This is a genomic window from Paracoccus sp. Ld10 (assembly GCF_045064235.1).
In the GTDB taxonomy this organism is placed as follows: domain Bacteria; phylum Pseudomonadota; class Alphaproteobacteria; order Rhodobacterales; family Rhodobacteraceae; genus Paracoccus.
This window is the reverse complement of sequence record NZ_JBISHD010000023.1, coordinates 198,448-215,304: the sequence shown is the minus strand read 5'-3', so window position 1 is coordinate 215,304 and position 16,857 is coordinate 198,448. Positions and strand designations below refer to the sequence as shown.

The window sequence follows — 16,857 nt, the reverse complement described above, 5'->3', positions numbered from 1 at the left end:
CACGGGTCATGGCGCGCCAGACTCCGGGCGCAGCCACTGGCGATGGTCGGGCCTGTGCGTGCCGGATCACGCGGCATGCCGCCGCGATGCCTTGGTTGGACAGGATGCCTGACCACGAACATCACAGGGCCCGACCGCAGCATGGCGCGATGCCATGCAAGGGTTGCGACATCAGTGACGTTGCCCAAGGGTTCGCCCGTCCTGATCGGCTCCGGGGTGACGGCATCGGACACCACACCGTGCCGGTACCGGCGGTTCGCATGACACCTGACCGATCAGCGTCGTGAGGTGATTGGTCGTGGCCTCGGATTGGCCGCAGGGCCCGCGTCGTTCAGCGCCATCGGCACGTCCTGTCGGGTGACAGTGGTCGGCCGTTGGGCCGACAGCGATGCCGCGCATGGTCGCGAAAACAGGGCGCGCACCGGGTGGTACGGCTGGCAGACACCCGGGATTGCGCCTGCCCGGTCCGTTCCTGAATGCCGCAATGACCAGAGGCGATCATCAGCCCGTTGCTTCAGGCGTCCCGCACCCGCGGCGGCGCGCACAGGCATGTCGTGCCGTCGCGGGCGCGGATCCGGCGGCAGCACGACTGCCAGGGCGGTGCAGATTCGTTTCCCTCCGCGCCTTTTCGGCAGGATCGCCACGGCGCTGACCGCCGCAGGCGCGCGCCAACGCGACCGTCATGGCACGCGCGGCAGCGGTCGGCGTTTTAGTCCGGCATGCGGATCTGAATCTTGACGTCGGTCTCGCGCGCCTCGACCGCGCGGTCGAATGCGGCGATGCTGTCTGCAAACGGGATCGTCGCCGAGATCAGCGGTGACAGGTCCACCTTGCCCGCCGCGATCAGCGAGATCGCGCGGTCATAGACGTTGGCATAGCGGAACACCGTCTCGATGCGCAATTCGCGGGCCTGCAGGCTGACGATATCCACCGGGACGGGATCAACCGGCATGCCCACCAGCACGACCGTGCCGCCCGGACGCGCCAACGCCGGCAGGCCCAGAACCGCGGGGGCCGCGCCCGAACATTCGAAAACGACATCCGCGCCCCATCCACCGGTGGCCGATGCGATCGCTTCGGCGGCGGGGGTGGTGCGGATGTTGACCGTCTCGATGCCGGGATAGGCGGCGATGATGTCCAGCTTGGGCTGGGCCAGATCGGCCACCAGCACCTTGGCGCAGCCCCCGGCCAGCGCCGCCAGCGCGGTCATCATGCCGATCGGTCCCGCGCCCGTGACCATCCCGATATCGCCCGGCTGGATGCGCGCGCGCATCGCGGCCTGCATGCCGATGGCAAAGGGTTCCACCATCGCGCCCTGTGCCAACGACACGTGATCGGGCAGCAGATAGGTATAGTCCGCCGGATGGACGACATGGGGCGTCAGACAGCCGTGAACGGGCGGGGTGGCCCAGAACCGCACCGCAGGATCGACATTGTAGATCCCCAGCTTGGAGGCGCGCGATGTCGGGTCCGGAATGCCCGGCTCCATGCAGACCCGGTCGCCGGGCCTGAGGTGGGTGACCTGGGTGCCGACCTCGACCACGATGCCCGATGCCTCGTGGCCCAGCACCATCGGCTGTTCGACCACAAAGGGGCCGATCTTGCCGTGCGTATAGAAATGGACGTCCGACCCGCAGATGCCGACAGTGTGGACCGCGATGCGGACATCGGTTGGTGACAGGTCCTGATTCAGCGCGATGTCGCGCAGCGCCAGTTGACCTTTGCGTTCCAAGACCAGCGATGTCGCCATGTCGTTTTTCCCCCCTGATGATCCTTTGGTGTCCCGACAGAACCCCGGTCATGCGGCGGTGTAAACGTGTTTGATGAGGGCAATGGGCCTGCATCAGGCCGAACGCATCATGCCTCGTCGAAAAAACCGTGTATCAATTTCTCCGATGTTAAAAATCGTGACCGATTGATGTGAAATGTTGCAATCCGTGTTCATCTGTGACTGATTGCCCCCAATCTGATCAGGGAGAAGCACAGATGTCCGTCCCGTCCGACTATCGAGTTTGCGTCGTAGGCCTTGGATCCATGGGCATGGGGGCGGCGCAGTCCTGCCTGCGTGCCGGGCTGGCCACAAGCGGCATCGACCTTGATGCGGGTCGCCGCGACGCCTTTGCCGCCCAAGGGGCCGAGGGCGTGGCCGACGGGATCGCGGGCCTGACCGGCGATTTCCACGCGGTCATCGTGCTGGTCGTGAACGGGGCGCAGGCCCGCCAGGTCATCCTGGGTCAGGGGGGCGTCGCCGACCGCATCGCACCCGGCGGTGCAATCATGGTCAGTTGCACCCAATCGGCCGACGATGCGCGCGCGCTGGGCGCCGATCTGGCCGCGCGTGGCGTGCTGATGCTGGACGCGCCGGTATCGGGCGGGGCCGCCAAGGCCGCACAGGGGGCGATGACGGTCATGGCATCGGGTTCAGATGCAGCCTTTGACGCGCTGGCCCCGGTGCTGGAGGCAGTGGCCACCAAGACCTATCGCATCGGCGCGGAAATCGGGCAGGGGGCGACGGTCAAGGTCATCCACCAGCTGCTGGCCGGTGTCCACATCGCCGTGGGCGCCGAGGCGATGGCCCTTGCCGCCCGCGCCGGCATCCCGCTGGACACGATGTACGACGTGGTCACCAACGCGGCCGGAAACTCCTGGATGTTTGAAAACCGCATGAAGCACGTGGTCGACGGCGATTACACACCGACATCTGCCGTGGACATCTTTGTCAAGGATCTGGGGCTGGTCACGGAAACCGGGCGCGCCCTGGGGTTCCCGCTGCCGCTGGCCTCGACCGCGTTCGCGATGTTCCAGCAGGCCTCGAACATGGGCCACGGACACGAGGATGACAGCGCGGTCGTCAAGACATTTTCCGGGATCACCCTGCCCGAGGGCAAGTCGTGAAGATCGGCGTCATCGCGGATGATTTCACCGGGGCGACCGACATCGCCGGTTTCCTGGTCGCGGGTGGGCTGACCACCACGCAGATGATCGGCGTGCCGGGTGCGGATGCGCAGGTCGACGCCGATGCTGTGGTGATCTCGCTCAAAAGCCGCTCGAACCCGGCGTCAGAGGCGGTGGCCGACAGTCTGGCGGCGCTGGACTGGCTGCGGGCACGGGGCTGTGCGCAGGTCTATCAGAAATATTGCTCGACCTTTGATTCCACGGCCGACGGCAATATCGGCCCGGTGACGGACGCACTGATGGCGGCGATGGGAACCGACATCACGGTGATCTGTCCGGCGCTGCCGGTGAACGGGCGGTCGGTCTATCTGGGTCATCTGTTCGTGGGCCAGGACCTGCTGCAGGATTCGGGCATGCGCGATCATCCGATCACGCCCATGCGCGACAGCAGCCTGATCCGACTGATGGAGGGTCAGGCGCAGGGCCGCTGTGGCCTGGTCGATGCCGCGACGGTCGATCAGGGGCCACGCGCGGTGCGCGCCCGTATCGCCGCGCTGCGGGCGGACGGTGTCCGGTATGTCGTGCTGGATGCGATCAGCGATGCGCATCTGGCGACGTCGGGTCAGGCCGTGGCGGACATGGCGCTGGTGACCGGCGGGTCGGGGCTGGGATACGGCATCGCACGTGCGGTGTCGGGCGGGGCCGATGCGCTGGCCCAGGATGCGGGCGCGCCGCTGGCGGGGCCGGCGGTGGTGATCTCGGGGTCGTGTTCCGTGATGACGAACCGGCAGGTCGCGGCCTATCGCACACTGGCGCCGACGCTGGAGGTCGCGGTCGACCGCTGTCTGGAGGACGCCGACGCCTATGGCGCCGAACTGGCCGAATGGGTGCTGTCGCAGCCACAGGACCGCGCGCCGATGATCACCGCGACCGCCGACCCCGCGCGCCTGCGCGAGATCCAGGCGCAGCACGGCGCCACCGCGTCGGACGCGGTCGAGCGTACCTTTGCCGCCGCCGCCGAACGGCTGGCCGCAGGTGGCATCACCCGCTTCATCGTCGCCGGAGGAGAGACGTCGGGGTCGGTCACGCAGGCCCTGCAGGTCACCGGTTTCGCCATCGGCCCTCAGATCGCGCCCGGCGTGCCATGGGTCCGCGCGGTGGACAAGCCGCTGTCACTGGCGCTGAAATCCGGCAATTTCGGGGCCGAGACATTTTTCACCGACGCCCAGCAGGTCCCCGCATGAGCGCCGCCGACCGCATGGTGATGCTGTGCCGCAGCCTGTTCGAGCGCGGCTATTCCGTGGGCGGTGCGGGCAATGTTTCGGTCCGTAACCCCGATGGCGGTTTCATCGTGACCCCCACGGGCAGCAGTCTGGGCCGCCTGTCGGCCGATGCGCTGTCGGTGATCGGCGCGGATGGCGAACCGCTGCCGGGGCCGAAACCGTCCAAGGAATTCGCGTTCCATCGCGCATTGTACGATGTGCGGCCGCAGGCTGGGGCGATCGTGCATCTGCATTCGACCTATCTGACCGCGCTGTCCTGCCTTGAGGGGCTGCCCCGCGACAACGCGATCCGACCGTTCACCCCCTATTACGTCATGCGCATCGGGCACATGCCGGTCATCCCCTATTCTCGCCCCGGATCGCCGCAGATCGGGCTGGACCTGGCCGCCGCCGCCGCGGGCAGCACCGCACAGGCGTTCCTGATGGCGTCACACGGGGTCGTGGTTCTGGGCCGCGATATCGACGATGCCGTGAACAATGCCGAAGAGCTGGAAGAGACCGCCAAGCTGCAGTTCATCCTGCGCGGCGAAAAACTGCACTACATGACCGAGGCCGAGATCGCCGAACTGGGCGGAGGATACTGACATGACACGCATTGCCGCAAACCTGTCCATGCTGTTCACCGACGCGCCATTTCTGGACCGGTTCGACCGGGCCGGGGCGGCGGGGTTCGACGCGGTCGAGTTCCTGTTCCCCTATGACCACGCCATCGAGACGGTGAAGACCCGGCTGGACCGCAACGGTCTGCGCCTGACACTGATCAATGCGCCCGCGGGCGATTGGGCGGCGGGCGAACGCGGCTTTGCCGCACGGCCGGCCAAGCGCGCCGAGTTCCGCGCCAGCGTCGAACAGGCGATCACCTATGCCACGGGCCTGGGCTGTCCGCGCATCCATGTAATGTCGGGGATCACCGCCGATGAACCCGACCGCGCCGCCTGTGAGGCGGTCTGGACCGAAAACATGCGCGAGGCTGCCGACATGGCTGCGGCAGCAGACCTGTTCATCAGCATCGAGCCGCTGAACACCCGCGACGTGCCGGGATACTTTATCGCGAACCAGGACCCGACGCTGGCCCTGATCCAGGGGCTGGACCGCCGCAACGTGCTGTTGCAGTTCGACGTCTATCACGCGCAGATCATGGACGGCGACATCACCCGCCGGATCGAGCGCCTGAAGGGCGCCTATGGCCATGTCCAGATCGCGGGCGTCCCCGACCGGCACGAACCCGACACGGGCGAACTAAATTACGGCGACATCTTTGCGGCCTTTGACCGGACCGGGTTCGACGGGCATCTGGGTTGCGAATACAACCCGCGCGTCCGCACCGAGGATGGTCTGGGCTGGGCCGCGCCCTATCTGCGCGCGGTGCCATGATCCCGGCCGAACGCCAACAGTTCATCCTGTCCTGTCTGGCCGAACGCGACATCGTCAGCATTGCCGACATGGTGGACCGTCTGGGCGTGTCGCACATGACCGTGCGCCGCGACATCCAGGTGCTGGAGGATGCGGGCCGCGTGACATCGGTCACCGGCGGCGTCCGCCTGTCGCGCCGTCTGGCGCAGGAGCTGCCGCACCGTCAAAAGGCCGAGATGAACACTGACGCCAAGCGCGCGGTGGGACAGGCGGCCGCCGATCTGGTCCACGACGGCATGGTGATCTATCTGGACGCGGGCACGACACTGCTGGAACTGGCGCGCCAGATCGCCGGGCGGCGCGGGCTGACGGTGGTCACGAACGACTTTGTCATCTGCGCCTGGCTGTCCACGCATTCCGACTGCACGCTGTATCACAGCGGCGGGCTGGTCGAACGCGCCAACCAGTCCTGCGTCGGCGGACCCGCATCCGAGGCGCTGGCGCGGTTCAACTATGACATCGCCTTCGTCTCGACCTCGTCCTGGACGGTGGCGGGGCTGAGCTCGCCCTCCGAGGCCAAGGGGCCCGTCAAACGCGTCGCTGTGGACCGCGCACGCTGTGCGGTGCTGGTGTCCGATTCGACGAAATACGGCGCGGTGGCGGCGATGAACATCCTGTCCATCTCGGTCTTCGACACGGTCGTGACCGATGCGGGCATCGACGTAGGGGCGGCGGACGCCCTGCGCGACATGGGCATCCAGGTGATCCTGGCCCCCGATCTGAACGGAGAGACGACATGACCATCGTGGTGACCGGCGGCGCCGGGTTTCTGGGCGCGCGCCTGATCGCGGCCCTGTTGCAGGGCGGCGCGGACCGCATCGTGTCGCTGGACCGGGTGGCCTGCCCGGTCGAGGACGCGCGGGTGGAAAGCCGGGTGGGGTCCATCGACGACCCTGACGCGGTGGCGCAGGCGCTGTCGGGCGGGGCCGACACGGTCTATCACCTGGCCGCCGTGCTGTCGGGTCAGTCGGAACAGGATTTCGACACCGGCCTGCACATCAACGTCGACGCCACCCGCCTGCTGCTGGAGGCGTGCCGCAAGCTGGACCGCGCGCCGCGCCTTGTCTTTACCAGTTCGCTGGCGGTGTTCGGCGGGGACATGCCGCAGGTGGTGCCTCCGACCATGGCCCTGATGCCCCAGTCCTCCTATGGCTGCGGCAAGGCCATCGGGGAACTGCTGGTCGGCGAATACAGCCGCAAGGGGTTCGTCGACGGGCTGGCCGTGCGCCTGCCCACGATCTGCGTGCGCCCCGGCGCGCCCAACTCCGCCGCCTCCAGCTTTGTGTCGGGGATCATCCGGGAACCGGTGGCGGGGCAGGCGTCGGAATGCCCGGTGCCGCTGGACACGCGGCTGTGGATCAGTTCCCCCGGCGTGGCGGTGGAAAACCTGGTCCGCGCGGGCCGCGTGCCGGCCGCCGATCTGGGCATCAACCGCGTCATGGACATGCCCGGCATCACCGCGACACCCGCCGAAATGCTGGACAGCCTGGAACGGCTGGTGGGCGCGGACGCCCGCGACCGTGTGGCGCTGACCCCCGATCCGCGTATCGCGGACATCGTCTGCAGCTGGCCCGGCGCCTTTGACGTGACCCGCGCACGTGCCCTGGGCTTTGGCGCAGATGCCGATTTCGACGCGATCCTGCGCCAGTTCCTGGCCGATCGCTGACCATTTTCAACTGGAGGCGCCCCGTCGGGGTGCAGTGGAGGAGTACCCCATGGCTGAACCCGGAATGGAGTTCCAGCTGATCGCAGGACTTGGCTTTGCCATCTTTCTGTTGATCTTTCTGGTCGTCAAAACCAAGGTCCACGCGATCATCGCGCTGATCATCGCCGCATCCGTGTCGGGCCTGATCGGCGGCATGATGCCCGCCGAGGTGATCACGTCGATCACCACCGGGTTCGGGCGCACGCTGTCCACCATCGGTCTGGTCATCGGTTTCGGCGTCATGATGGGCCGCATCCTGGAGGTGTCGGGTGCGGCCGAGCAGATGGCCTATTCGCTGATCCGGTGGGTCGGCAAAAAGCGCGAGGACTGGGCGATGGTCCTGACGGGCTATATCGTGTCGATCCCGATCTTTTGCGACAGCGCGTTCGTCATCCTGTCGCCGCTGGTCAAGGCGCTGGCGCGGTCGTCGGGCAAATCGGTGCTGACGCTTGGCATCGCGCTGGCGGGCGGGCTGATGCTGACCCACCATGCCGTGCCGCCGACCCCGGGCCCCCTGGGCGTCGCGGGCATCTATGACGTCGATCTGGGCCTGATGATCCTGTGGGGCGTCGTCTTCACGATCCCTGGCATGGCGGTGATCGTGCTTTACGCGCGCGCCATGGGCCCCCGCATCGAGCGGATGATCCAGACCGACACCGGAGAGGACCTGGCAGCGACCTATCGCCAGTTCGAAACCGCCGTGGACGACCGCCAAAAGGTCCTGCCGTCTCTGGGCCTGTCGGTGCTGCCGCTGCTGCTGCCGATCGTTCTGATCTTTCTGAACACCATCGCCACGACGCTGGTGGGCGCATCCGACAACCCCGACCTGGCCACCAGCCTGCCGGTGCAGGCGATGTCGTTCTTTGGCAACCCGGTCATCGCCGTGGCGATGGGTCTGCTGGTCGCGATCTATACCCTGCTGCCCGGCCGTCCGCGTGACGAGGTGCTGGGCTATATGGAGCAGGGCGTCGAAAGCGCGGGCATCATCCTGCTGGTGACCGGTGCGGGCGGTGCTCTGGGTTCGGTCCTGCGCGATTCGGGCGCGGGCGACGTCATCGGCCAGGCTGTGGCCGGGCTGGCCATCCCCGCCGTGCTGATCCCCTTTGTCATCAGCTCGCTGGTGCGCCTGATCCAGGGGTCGGGCACGGTGGCGATGATCACGGGCGCGTCGATCTCGGCACCGATTTTGATGAACATGCCGGACGTGAACATGGTTTTTGCCGCACAGGCGGCGGCCATCGGGTCGATGGTGTTTGGTTACTTCAACGACAGCTATTTCTGGGTCATCAACCGGATGCTGGGCGTCAAGCAGGCGAAACACCAGATGCTGCTGTGGTCGGTCCCGACCACGCTGGCATGGGGATCGTCGCTGATCATGCTGTTGATCTGCAACGCGCTGTTCGGCTAGGGGTCGATGTGCTGCCGCGCGGTCGCCCTTGATCGCGCGGCGGATAATCCCCTAATGATGCCCAAGGTCGCCCCGTGTGTCGCGCAGTCGCGCCGCATGGCGGGGCAGCGGCAATAAGGACGGCGGGACAAGACCATGAATGCTTCGAGTGATCGGCTGGCCCGTCCGGGATGGAATTGCTGGCGGGTCGAGCAGTCGGAGCGTTTCACCTTCATCGTCGATGCCGACGAATACTTTCGCGCCGTTCGTCAGGCCATGCTTCAGGCGCGCCATTCGATCCTGATGATCGGATGGGATTTCGACGCCCGCATCCATCTGGGCGACGCGTCCGACGGCGGGCCGCCGGCCCTGGGCGATTTCGTCATGTGGCTGGCGCGCAGGCGTCCCACGCTGCATATCCGGCTGTTGCGGTGGGATACCGGCGCGCTGAAATCGATGTTCCGGGGCAGCACGCTGTGGACGATCCTGCGCTGGAAGATGCACCCGCGCATCACGCTGCGCCTGGACGGCAAGCACCCCCTGGCCAGTTCGCACCATCACAAGATCGTCGTGATCGATGACTGTCTGGCGTTCTGCGGCGGCATCGACATGACCGAGGGACGGTGGGACACGCGCGAACACAAGGATGACGATCCCCGTCGCACCAGTGCCAGCGGCAAGCCGATGAAGCCGTGGCATGACGCGACCAGCGCCTTTGACGGACCCGCCGCGCGGGCGATGGGCGATCTGGCCCGCGACCGCTGGCAGATCGCCTGCGGAGAGGAGTTGTCCCCGATCAGCGATTCCGCGGAATGCTGGCCCGAGGTGCTGAAGCCCACGTTCCGCGACGTGGCGCTGGCCATCGCGCGGACCCGTCCGGACATCCCCGAGGTCGAGCCCGCCTATGAGATCGAGCAGATGTATCTGGACCTGATCGCCCGGGCGGAACGGGTCATCTATGCCGAGAGCCAGTATTTCGCATCGCGCCGCGTGGCACAGGCGATCGCCCGGCGCCTGGTCGAGGAGGACCCCCCAGAGATCGTCATCGTCAACCCGGTCAGCGCACAGGGCTGGCTGGAGCCGATGGCGATGGACACCGCCCGCGCCCAACTGGTCGAGGCGCTGCGCAAGCTGGACCATCGCGACCGGCTGCGCATCTATCACCCCGTGACCGATGCGGGGGCCGAAATCTATGTCCATGCCAAGGTGACCGTAATCGACGACACCTACCTGCGGGTCGGGTCGTCGAACTTCAACAACCGCTCCATGCGGCTGGACACGGAATGCGACGTGATGCTGGCGGCTGAAAGCCCCGATGCCGACGCAACGCGCAGCACCATCATCGCGCTGCGCGATGATCTGTTGGCCGAACATCTGGCGATGACACCCGAGCAGGTGACGCAGGGCATCAGGGACCACGGCAGCCTGATCGCAATGATCGAGGCCAATCGCGGGCCGCAGGGACAGGGACGCACCCTGATCCCCTATGAAATCCCGGAGTTGAGCGGGTTCGAGACCTGGCTGGCCGATAACGAGATCATGGACCCCGAAGGTCCTGAAAAGATCTTTGAGCCGTTGGGCAAGCGCAAGGGCCTGATCCGACGCTGGCACTGGCCACGGCGCCTGAAATGGCGCCGACGCAAGGCGACCTAGTCTTGATCGGGCTGGGTGGGCAGTCCCTTGCTCAGCCCGGACAGGCTGATCCCGTTCAACAGGCCCGCATCGATCGCCTTGCGGATTGCGTTCGGGTTGTCCTCGACGCCCAAAGCGGCGCGTGCCATCCGCAGCCGATATCGCAATGCGGTGCGCGAAATGCCAAGCGTCTGGCATGCCTGGTCATAGGTCATTCCGCACGCGATGGCGTCCAGCGCCTCGACCAGGATCGGGCGCAGCATGGCGGTGCGGTCGACGATGTCATGTGCGTGCTGCAACAGTTCAGCCATCCGGTCGATTTCAGCATCAGAAAATTCGCGGTCGTCGCGTGCAGCGCCAATATAGGACCGGGATTCCGCCGGTCCCAGGGACAGGGCCACACCATGGATCAGGCCATGATCACGGGCCTGACCCATGACGTTCAACGGATCGGCTATGACGCGGGACAGTTCGCTCCACCGGATCTGTCCCTCATGCATCACGCACCAGATCAACATCGGATCGCCGACACCCAGATTGCTGCGGGTATAAGTTTGCATCCACCGCGACGGATAAGTTGACACACGCCTGACGGGACGTGAATAACGTATATGCAACCCCATGCTGAAACCGCGGGGGGCTATTGCCGATAATCTGTCATCGATCTGAGCGAGGGAATTCACTGACATGCTTATGGAACCTTGGCGAAAACGACGGTAGCCGCAGTAAACTGAATTGTACTGACATTTATCCGCGGGCGCGAGTTGCAACAAGCGACGCTTTTTAAGCGTGTGTTGCCTCGGCGCAACATAGCCTTATGGGGCTATATCCCGGGCATTCCGATGCCACTATCTGGTGTGATGCGCACGTCGTTCCGGTCGGGACGGTTAGCGGGCGTAGTGCATTATTTCAGTTCGTTCAGGACACCCCCGCGGGGGTGTCCTTTTTCATCTGGTGTCTGACATCGGCTTGCGCCTGCGGGACGGATCGCTAGCCTGCGCGTAAATCGCAAGCAGGAAAGTGGTCCGATGGAACGTGTGAAACTGGGCGGCAGCGCCGTTGAGGTCAGCCGGATCTGCCTGGGCACGATGACCTTTGGCAACCAGACCGCCGAGGCGGAGGCCCACGCGCAGATGGACGCGGCGCTGGAGGCCGCGATGACCTTTATGGATTGCGCCGAGATGTACCCGGTCAACCCCGTCCGCAGCGAGACGATCGGCGTGTCCGAAGAGGTCATCGGCCGCTGGCTGGCACGGACCGGAAACCGCGACAGGGTCGAGATTGCGACCAAGATCACCGGGCCCAACCAGAAGGTCCGCAATGGCGCGCCCTTTGACGGGGCGACGGTCGCGGCCTGCATCGACACATCGCTGCGCCGGCTGCAGACGGACCGGATCGATCTGTACCAACTGCACTGGCCCGTGCGTGGATCGTACGGGTTCCGGCAGAACTGGGCCTTTGATCCGTCGGGGCAGGACAAGGCGCGGACACTGGCGCATATGCACGACGTGTTGGGCGCACTGTCTGACGCGGTCAGCGCGGGAAAGATCCGCGCCGTGGGCCTGTCGAACGAATCAGCCTGGGGACTGGCGCGTTGGTGCGATGCGGCCGACGGGATGGGTGGGCCGCGTGTGGCCGCGATGCAGAACGAGTATTCGCCGCTGTACCGTCTGTACGACACCGATCTGGCCGAAGCGGCGGTGAACGAAGATGTCACCCTGCTGTCCTATTCGCCGCTGGCGGCCGGGCTGCTGACCGGAAAATACGCGGGCGGCGCGGTGCCCGAGGGCAGCCGCGTGGCGGTCGACAAGGCATCGGGCGGGCCGGGTAACCTGGGCGGGCGCAAGACGGAACGCGCGCTGGCCGCAGCCGAGGCCTATGGCCGCCTGGCGGCGGAACACGGTTGGGACGTGATCCACATGGTCATCGCCTGGCAGCTGACGCGGCCCTTCAAGGTGGTGCCGATCATCGGGGCCACGACGATGGACCAGCTGCGCCATCTGATCGCCGGTCTGGACCGCGACCTGCCCGACGAACTGCGCCGCGGGATCGAGCGTCTGCACCGCGTCCACCCGCTGCCCTATTGATGTGACCCGGACCGTCGCTATCTTACTGACAAGACGGATGAACACAAAGGACCAGGCATGGCAGGCGATCCCTATGCAGCACTTGGCGTGTCGCGAAGCGCCAGTGCCGATGAGATCAAGAAGGCCTATCGGCGCATCGCAAAGACCGATCACCCGGACCTGAACCAGGATCCGGCCGCCGCCAAACGGTTCGCCGCGGCGTCGGCGGCCTATGATCTGCTGAAGGACGCCGACCAGCGCCGCCGCTTTGACGCGGGAGAGGTCGACGCCCAGGGTCAGGACCGCGGCCCCCGCTGGCAGGGGCGTCCGGGTGCGGGCGGCAACCCCTTTGGCGAAGCGCCGGGCCATGGCGGGGACCCCGATCTGTCGGACGTGTTCGCCGATCTGTTCGGTCAGCGCGCGGCACCGCGCGGTGGCGCAGGCTTTGGCGGGTTCGGGGGCTTTGGCGGGTTCGGCGGTGGCGGACGCACGGCGGACATGCGTGGGCAGGACCTGCGGCTGGCGCTGCAGGTTGATTTCCTGACCGCGGCGCGCGGCGGACGCAACCGCATCACGCTGCCGCAGGGCGGCACGCTGGAGGTCGCAATTCCAAAGGGCGTGCGCGACGGGCAGGTGATTCGCCTGCGCGGCAAGGGCGAACCGGGCATGGGTCGCGGAGAGCCGGGCGACGCCTATCTGGAGGTTCGGGTGACCAGTCACCCGCAATTCACGCGCGACAACGACGATATCCATCTGGTGTTGCCGATCAGCCTGGACGAGGCGGTTTTGGGTGGCAAGGTCGCGGCACCGACCATCGACGGACCGGTCAACCTGACCATCCCGCCCGGCGCCACGTCGGGCCAACGTCTGCGGTTGCGGGGGCGCGGCGTGAATGGCGGCGACCAGCACATCGAGCTGCGCATCGCCATGCCGCCCAAGGTGGACCCCAAACTGACCGAGTTCTTTGAGACCTGGCGGCGCGAGAACGCCTATGATCCGCGGCGGGGCATGTCCGAGGCGTCCTGACGCGCAGGCAGCACGGCCATGATGCGGGCGCGGGCGTCGGGGGTCATGCGACCCCAGGCCGCGATCTCGGCCAGCGTGCGGTGGCATCCGAGGCACAGATCGCGGTCCGCATCGATGCGGCACAGTTTGATGCAGGGGCTTTCGATCATCGGTGGCCGTTTCCCTGATGCGCGTGCGAAATTGCGGGCCGCGGGGGGCGGGCCGTGCACAGCACGCCCCGGACGCTGCCGCCCGGCTCTGCGCCGCGCTGGCGCGCGGCGGTTGCGCGCCTATCCATGGGCGGCGATGTGGCGCAGGCGGTCCAGCGCGCCTTGCAGGATATAGCCGGCGGCGACCTGGTCGATGACCTCGGCCCGGCGTTTGCGCGAGGTGTCGCCCTCCAGCAGGGCGCGTTCTGCGGCCACGGTCGACAGGCGTTCGTCCCAATAGGCGATGGGCAGGTCGGTCAGCCGCGTCATGTTGCGAGCAAAGGCGCGGGTGGCCTGCGCGCGCGGTCCTTCGGAGCCGTCCATGTTGCGGGGCAGGCCCAGCACCAGCCCGACCAACCCCCGGTCCGCGATCAGCGCCAACAGGGCCTGTGCGTCCAGGGTAAATTTCGTCCGGCGGATCGTGGTGATGGGGGATGCAACGCCGCGCATCACGTCACTGACCGCGACGCCGATGGTCTTGGTTCCCAGGTCCAGCCCGGCCAATGCGCCAAAGCGCGGCAGGCTGGTGGCGAAATCTGTCATGTCTTCGTGGATCATCCGTCCAACCCCGCATCGGTGGCAGCCTGTTCGATAGGGGCCAGAGCGTCGGGGGTGCTGCCAAAGCGTTGGCGGGCCTCGGCCAGAATGGCCGTCGCCTGGTCGCGCTGGTCCAGCACGACCAGCGCCGCGATCAGCCGCGCCCATTCCTGTGGCGTGCCGCCTTGGGTCGCAAGGCGGTCCTGCAGGCGGTCGACCATGCCCTGGACCATCTGGGCGCGTTCGTCGGGGGGCAGGTCACGGGCAGCGGACAGGGCGTCGGCATCGGGGCCGGGCAGGTCGGCTGCGGGGGCTGCGGGTGCGCGATATTCGTCGTCCCCGGCCAGCCAAGCCAGATCCTGGATCGCGGCACGGATCGGGGCGATCCAGGGCGCGTTTTCTGGGCCTTCGTCCAGCAGGCCGCGCCACAGCGGAAAGGCGCGATCCGGACGGCCGTTCTGGATCAGCAGCACGCCCTGCAGATAGCGGGCCTGTGGCTGTGTTGGGTCCTGTGTCAGTGCGCGCTGCAGGACGGCCTCGGCCTGGGGGGTGATGACGCCGCCTGTGGCATCGACCATCAGGGTTGCCAGCTGCATCAGCTGGACGGCATCGGCCTGATCGCCGCGCAGGTCGACCAGGCGCTGCTGGGCATCGCGGGCGGCGTTCAGGTTGCCCAGCCGCATCTCGTTGCTGGCCAGCAGTGCCAGGCCCTGCTGGTCATTGGGGTTGCGTTCGACAGCGGCGCGCAGCTGGTCGATCATCGTCAGGTATTCGGGATCGGCCTGCGCCAGGTCGGGCGCGGGGCGGGCGGGGGCCGCGGCCTCGGCCTGCTGCTGGCTGGGGCGGTTGCGATAGGCGGCATCGGCGGCGGCGATGCGGTCGGCCAGCGGCATGTCGGGCGCGCCGGGCACCCCCTCGCGCAGATACAGGGCCACGGCCCCGGCCAGCATCGCGGCCAGCACGACGGCGGGCCACAGCAGATGGCCGCCCCGCGCCACCGGGGCCGACAGGGCGGCGCGGCGGTCGGCGTCCAGCACCTTGCGGCCGATCTCGGTGCGCAGACGCTGCGCATCGTCCGGGCCGATCACGCCGCGGTCCAGGTCGCGTTCGACCTCGGCCAGCTGGTCGCGATAGACGCGCAGATCATATTCTGCGGCGGGGGCCGCCCCTGTGCGACCCCGCCGCAGAGGCGACAGGATGGCGAATGCCGTGATGGCCGTCAGTGCGGCAGCCAGGATCCAGAACATGCGTCACCTCCGGTTGGCCCCGTTCCTAGCGCGGTTGGCGGCGGACCGAAAGCGCGGTGCGACAGGGCTGTCCGAATGTCGCATGTCGCATTTCGCCGCGATCTGCCGCAAGGCGCCTTGAGGGCCGGGCCCGCCGCAGCCATGGTGCACCGGACCCATCCCTGAGAGGCACCATGCCCGACGCCCCACGCGCCCGACGTTATTCCGTCTTTGCCATCGCCCGCGAGGCGCTGCGTCAGCACAAGGGCTGGACGCGGGCCTGGGCCAGCCCGGAACCGAAATCGCGCTATAAGGTGATCGTGGTCGGCGCTGGCGGGCACGGGCTTGCCACGGCCTATTACCTTGGCAAGAACTTTGGCATCACCGATGTCGCGGTCATCGAAAAGGGCTGGCTGGGCGGCGGCAACACCGGCCGGAACACAACGATCATCCGGTCGAATTATCTGCAGGATCCGTCGGCGGCGATCTATGAAAAGGCCCGCAGCCTGTATGAGAACCTGTCGCAGGACCTGAACTACAACATCATGTTCAGCCCGCGCGGGCTGATCATGCTGGCGCAGACCGAACACGAGATCCGCGGATACAAGCGTACCGTCTATGCCAACAACCTGCAGGGCGTTCAGACCGAATGGCTGGACCCCCAGCAGCTCAAGGCCAAGGTTCCGATCATCAATCTGGACGGACCGCGATACCCAGTTCTGGGCGGGCTGTATCAGGCCCGCGGCGGCACGGCGCGCCACGACGCGGTGGCCTGGGGCTATGCCCGCGCCTGCAGCGATATGGGCATGCACATCATCCAGAACTGCGAGGTGACCGGGGTCGAGACCGAGGGCGGACAGGTCCGCGCGGTCAACACGTCTAAGGGACGCATCGGCTGCGACAAGATGGCGATCGTGGTCGCGGGTCATTCCAGCCAGCTGGCCGCGATGGCCGGGTTCCGCCTGCCCATCGAATCCGTCGCCCTGCAGGCGTTGGTCAGCGAACCGATCAAGCCCTGCATGGACGTCGTGGTGATGGCCAACACCGTCCACGGCTACATGTCGCAATCCGACAAGGGAGAGATGGTGATCGGCGGGGGCACCGACGGGTTCAACAACTTTACCCAACGCGGCAGCTGGCAGCATGTCGAGGAAACCGTCCGCGCCCTGGTCGAGACGTTTCCGATGATCAGCCGCCTGAAGATGCTGCGCCAATGGGGCGGCATCGTGGACATGACCGGGGACCGGTCCCCGATCCTGTCATCGACGCCGGTCGGTGGCGTCTTTGTGAACTGTGGTTGGGGCACCGGCGGCTTTAAGGCGATCCCGGGTTCTGGCTGGGCGATGGCCGAACTGGTCGCCAAGGGCACGCCCGGACCGCTGGCTGCCGATTTCGGACTGAACCGGTTCCGCGAGGGCCGGTTCATCGACGAATCGGTCGCCGCCGGCGTCGCGCATTAGGCGGGCGGACGCCAATGTATCGCCCCTACGGAACCCTTG

At 66.9% G+C, this 16,857-nt stretch carries 16 protein-coding genes; 11 read left to right on the top strand and 5 right to left on the bottom strand.

Features of this window, described 5'->3' with window-relative positions:
• Positions 1 to 709: 709 nt before the first annotated feature.
• Complete coding sequence (locus ACJJVR_RS06360) at positions 710 to 1,750, bottom strand: NAD(P)-dependent alcohol dehydrogenase (RefSeq protein WP_405403121.1); 1,041 nt, start codon at positions 1,748 to 1,750, stop codon at positions 710 to 712.
• 236 nt (positions 1,751 to 1,986) lie between these two features.
• On the opposite strand from ACJJVR_RS06360, the gene ltnD reads away from it, so the two are divergent.
• From ltnD to ACJJVR_RS06320, 8 genes are all read left to right on the top strand, one after another.
• The gene (gene ltnD / locus ACJJVR_RS06355) at positions 1,987 to 2,895 is read left to right on the top strand and encodes an L-threonate dehydrogenase (RefSeq protein WP_405403119.1); all 909 of its coding nucleotides are present in this window, start codon (positions 1,987 to 1,989) and stop codon (positions 2,893 to 2,895) included.
• The gene (otnK, locus tag ACJJVR_RS06350) at positions 2,892 to 4,139 is read left to right on the top strand and encodes a 3-oxo-tetronate kinase (protein ID WP_405403118.1); all 1,248 of its coding nucleotides are present in this window, start codon (positions 2,892 to 2,894) and stop codon (positions 4,137 to 4,139) included. The genes ltnD and otnK overlap by 4 nt, the downstream gene beginning before the upstream one ends.
• Positions 4,136 to 4,762, top strand: coding sequence for an aldolase (locus ACJJVR_RS06345; RefSeq protein WP_405403116.1), 627 nt, complete (start codon positions 4,136 to 4,138; stop codon positions 4,760 to 4,762). Before otnK ends, ACJJVR_RS06345 begins: the two co-directional genes overlap by 4 nt.
• A 1-nt stretch (position 4,763) precedes the next feature.
• The gene (gene otnI, locus ACJJVR_RS06340; RefSeq protein WP_405403114.1) at positions 4,764 to 5,552 is read left to right on the top strand and encodes a 2-oxo-tetronate isomerase; all 789 of its coding nucleotides are present in this window, start codon (positions 4,764 to 4,766) and stop codon (positions 5,550 to 5,552) included.
• Positions 5,549 to 6,331: a DeoR family transcriptional regulator gene (locus tag ACJJVR_RS06335; RefSeq protein ID WP_405403112.1), complete on the top strand. Its 783-nt coding sequence runs from the start codon at positions 5,549 to 5,551 to the stop codon at positions 6,329 to 6,331. The genes otnI and ACJJVR_RS06335 overlap by 4 nt, the downstream gene beginning before the upstream one ends.
• On the top strand, positions 6,328 to 7,257 hold the full coding sequence (denD, locus tag ACJJVR_RS06330) for a D-erythronate dehydrogenase (RefSeq protein ID WP_405403110.1): 930 nt from the start codon (positions 6,328 to 6,330) through the stop codon (positions 7,255 to 7,257). The genes ACJJVR_RS06335 and denD overlap by 4 nt, the downstream gene beginning before the upstream one ends.
• 49 nt (positions 7,258 to 7,306) lie before the next feature.
• On the top strand, positions 7,307 to 8,704 hold the full coding sequence (locus tag ACJJVR_RS06325; RefSeq protein ID WP_405403108.1) for a GntP family permease: 1,398 nt from the start codon (positions 7,307 to 7,309) through the stop codon (positions 8,702 to 8,704).
• A 135-nt stretch (positions 8,705 to 8,839) separates the two neighbouring features.
• Complete coding sequence (locus ACJJVR_RS06320; protein ID WP_405403106.1) at positions 8,840 to 10,336, top strand: phospholipase D-like domain-containing protein; 1,497 nt, start codon at positions 8,840 to 8,842, stop codon at positions 10,334 to 10,336.
• On the opposite strand, the gene ACJJVR_RS06315 is transcribed toward ACJJVR_RS06320, so the two are convergent.
• Positions 10,333 to 10,938 carry an autoinducer binding domain-containing protein gene (locus ACJJVR_RS06315; protein WP_405403556.1) on the bottom strand — a complete coding sequence of 202 codons (606 nt, stop codon included), beginning with the start codon at positions 10,936 to 10,938 and terminating at the stop codon, positions 10,333 to 10,335. The two genes, ACJJVR_RS06320 and ACJJVR_RS06315, sit on opposite strands and share 4 nt — an antisense overlap.
• 405 nt (positions 10,939 to 11,343) lie before the next feature.
• On the opposite strand from ACJJVR_RS06315, the gene ACJJVR_RS06310 reads away from it, so the two are divergent.
• Both ACJJVR_RS06310 and ACJJVR_RS06305 read left to right on the top strand, forming a co-directional pair.
• A complete protein-coding gene (locus tag ACJJVR_RS06310) occupies positions 11,344 to 12,402 on the top strand; it encodes an aldo/keto reductase (RefSeq protein ID WP_405403104.1) in 1,059 nt (352 codons plus the stop codon).
• 57 nt (positions 12,403 to 12,459) lie between these two features.
• Positions 12,460 to 13,407: a DnaJ C-terminal domain-containing protein gene (locus ACJJVR_RS06305; RefSeq protein ID WP_405403102.1), complete on the top strand. Its 948-nt coding sequence runs from the start codon at positions 12,460 to 12,462 to the stop codon at positions 13,405 to 13,407.
• Here ACJJVR_RS06305 and ACJJVR_RS06300 read toward each other — a convergent pair.
• From ACJJVR_RS06300 to ccmI, 3 genes are all read right to left on the bottom strand, one after another.
• Entirely contained in the window at positions 13,371 to 13,556 is a 186-nt protein-coding gene (locus ACJJVR_RS06300; RefSeq protein ID WP_046001294.1) for a DUF1289 domain-containing protein, read from the bottom strand. The two genes, ACJJVR_RS06305 and ACJJVR_RS06300, sit on opposite strands and share 37 nt — an antisense overlap.
• 120 nt (positions 13,557 to 13,676) lie before the next feature.
• Positions 13,677 to 14,153, bottom strand: coding sequence for a Holliday junction resolvase RuvX (gene ruvX / locus ACJJVR_RS06295; RefSeq protein WP_405403099.1), 477 nt, complete (start codon positions 14,151 to 14,153; stop codon positions 13,677 to 13,679).
• Positions 14,150 to 15,379 carry a c-type cytochrome biogenesis protein CcmI gene (gene ccmI, locus ACJJVR_RS06290; RefSeq protein WP_405403097.1) on the bottom strand — a complete coding sequence of 410 codons (1,230 nt, stop codon included), beginning with the start codon at positions 15,377 to 15,379 and terminating at the stop codon, positions 14,150 to 14,152. Before ccmI ends, ruvX begins: the two co-directional genes overlap by 4 nt.
• Before the next feature lie 173 nt (positions 15,380 to 15,552).
• Here ccmI and ACJJVR_RS06285 point away from each other — a divergent pair, with 173 nt between their 5' ends.
• Positions 15,553 to 16,818: a sarcosine oxidase subunit beta family protein gene (locus tag ACJJVR_RS06285; protein ID WP_405403095.1), complete on the top strand. Its 1,266-nt coding sequence runs from the start codon at positions 15,553 to 15,555 to the stop codon at positions 16,816 to 16,818.
• Positions 16,819 to 16,857: the final 39 nt, after the last annotated feature.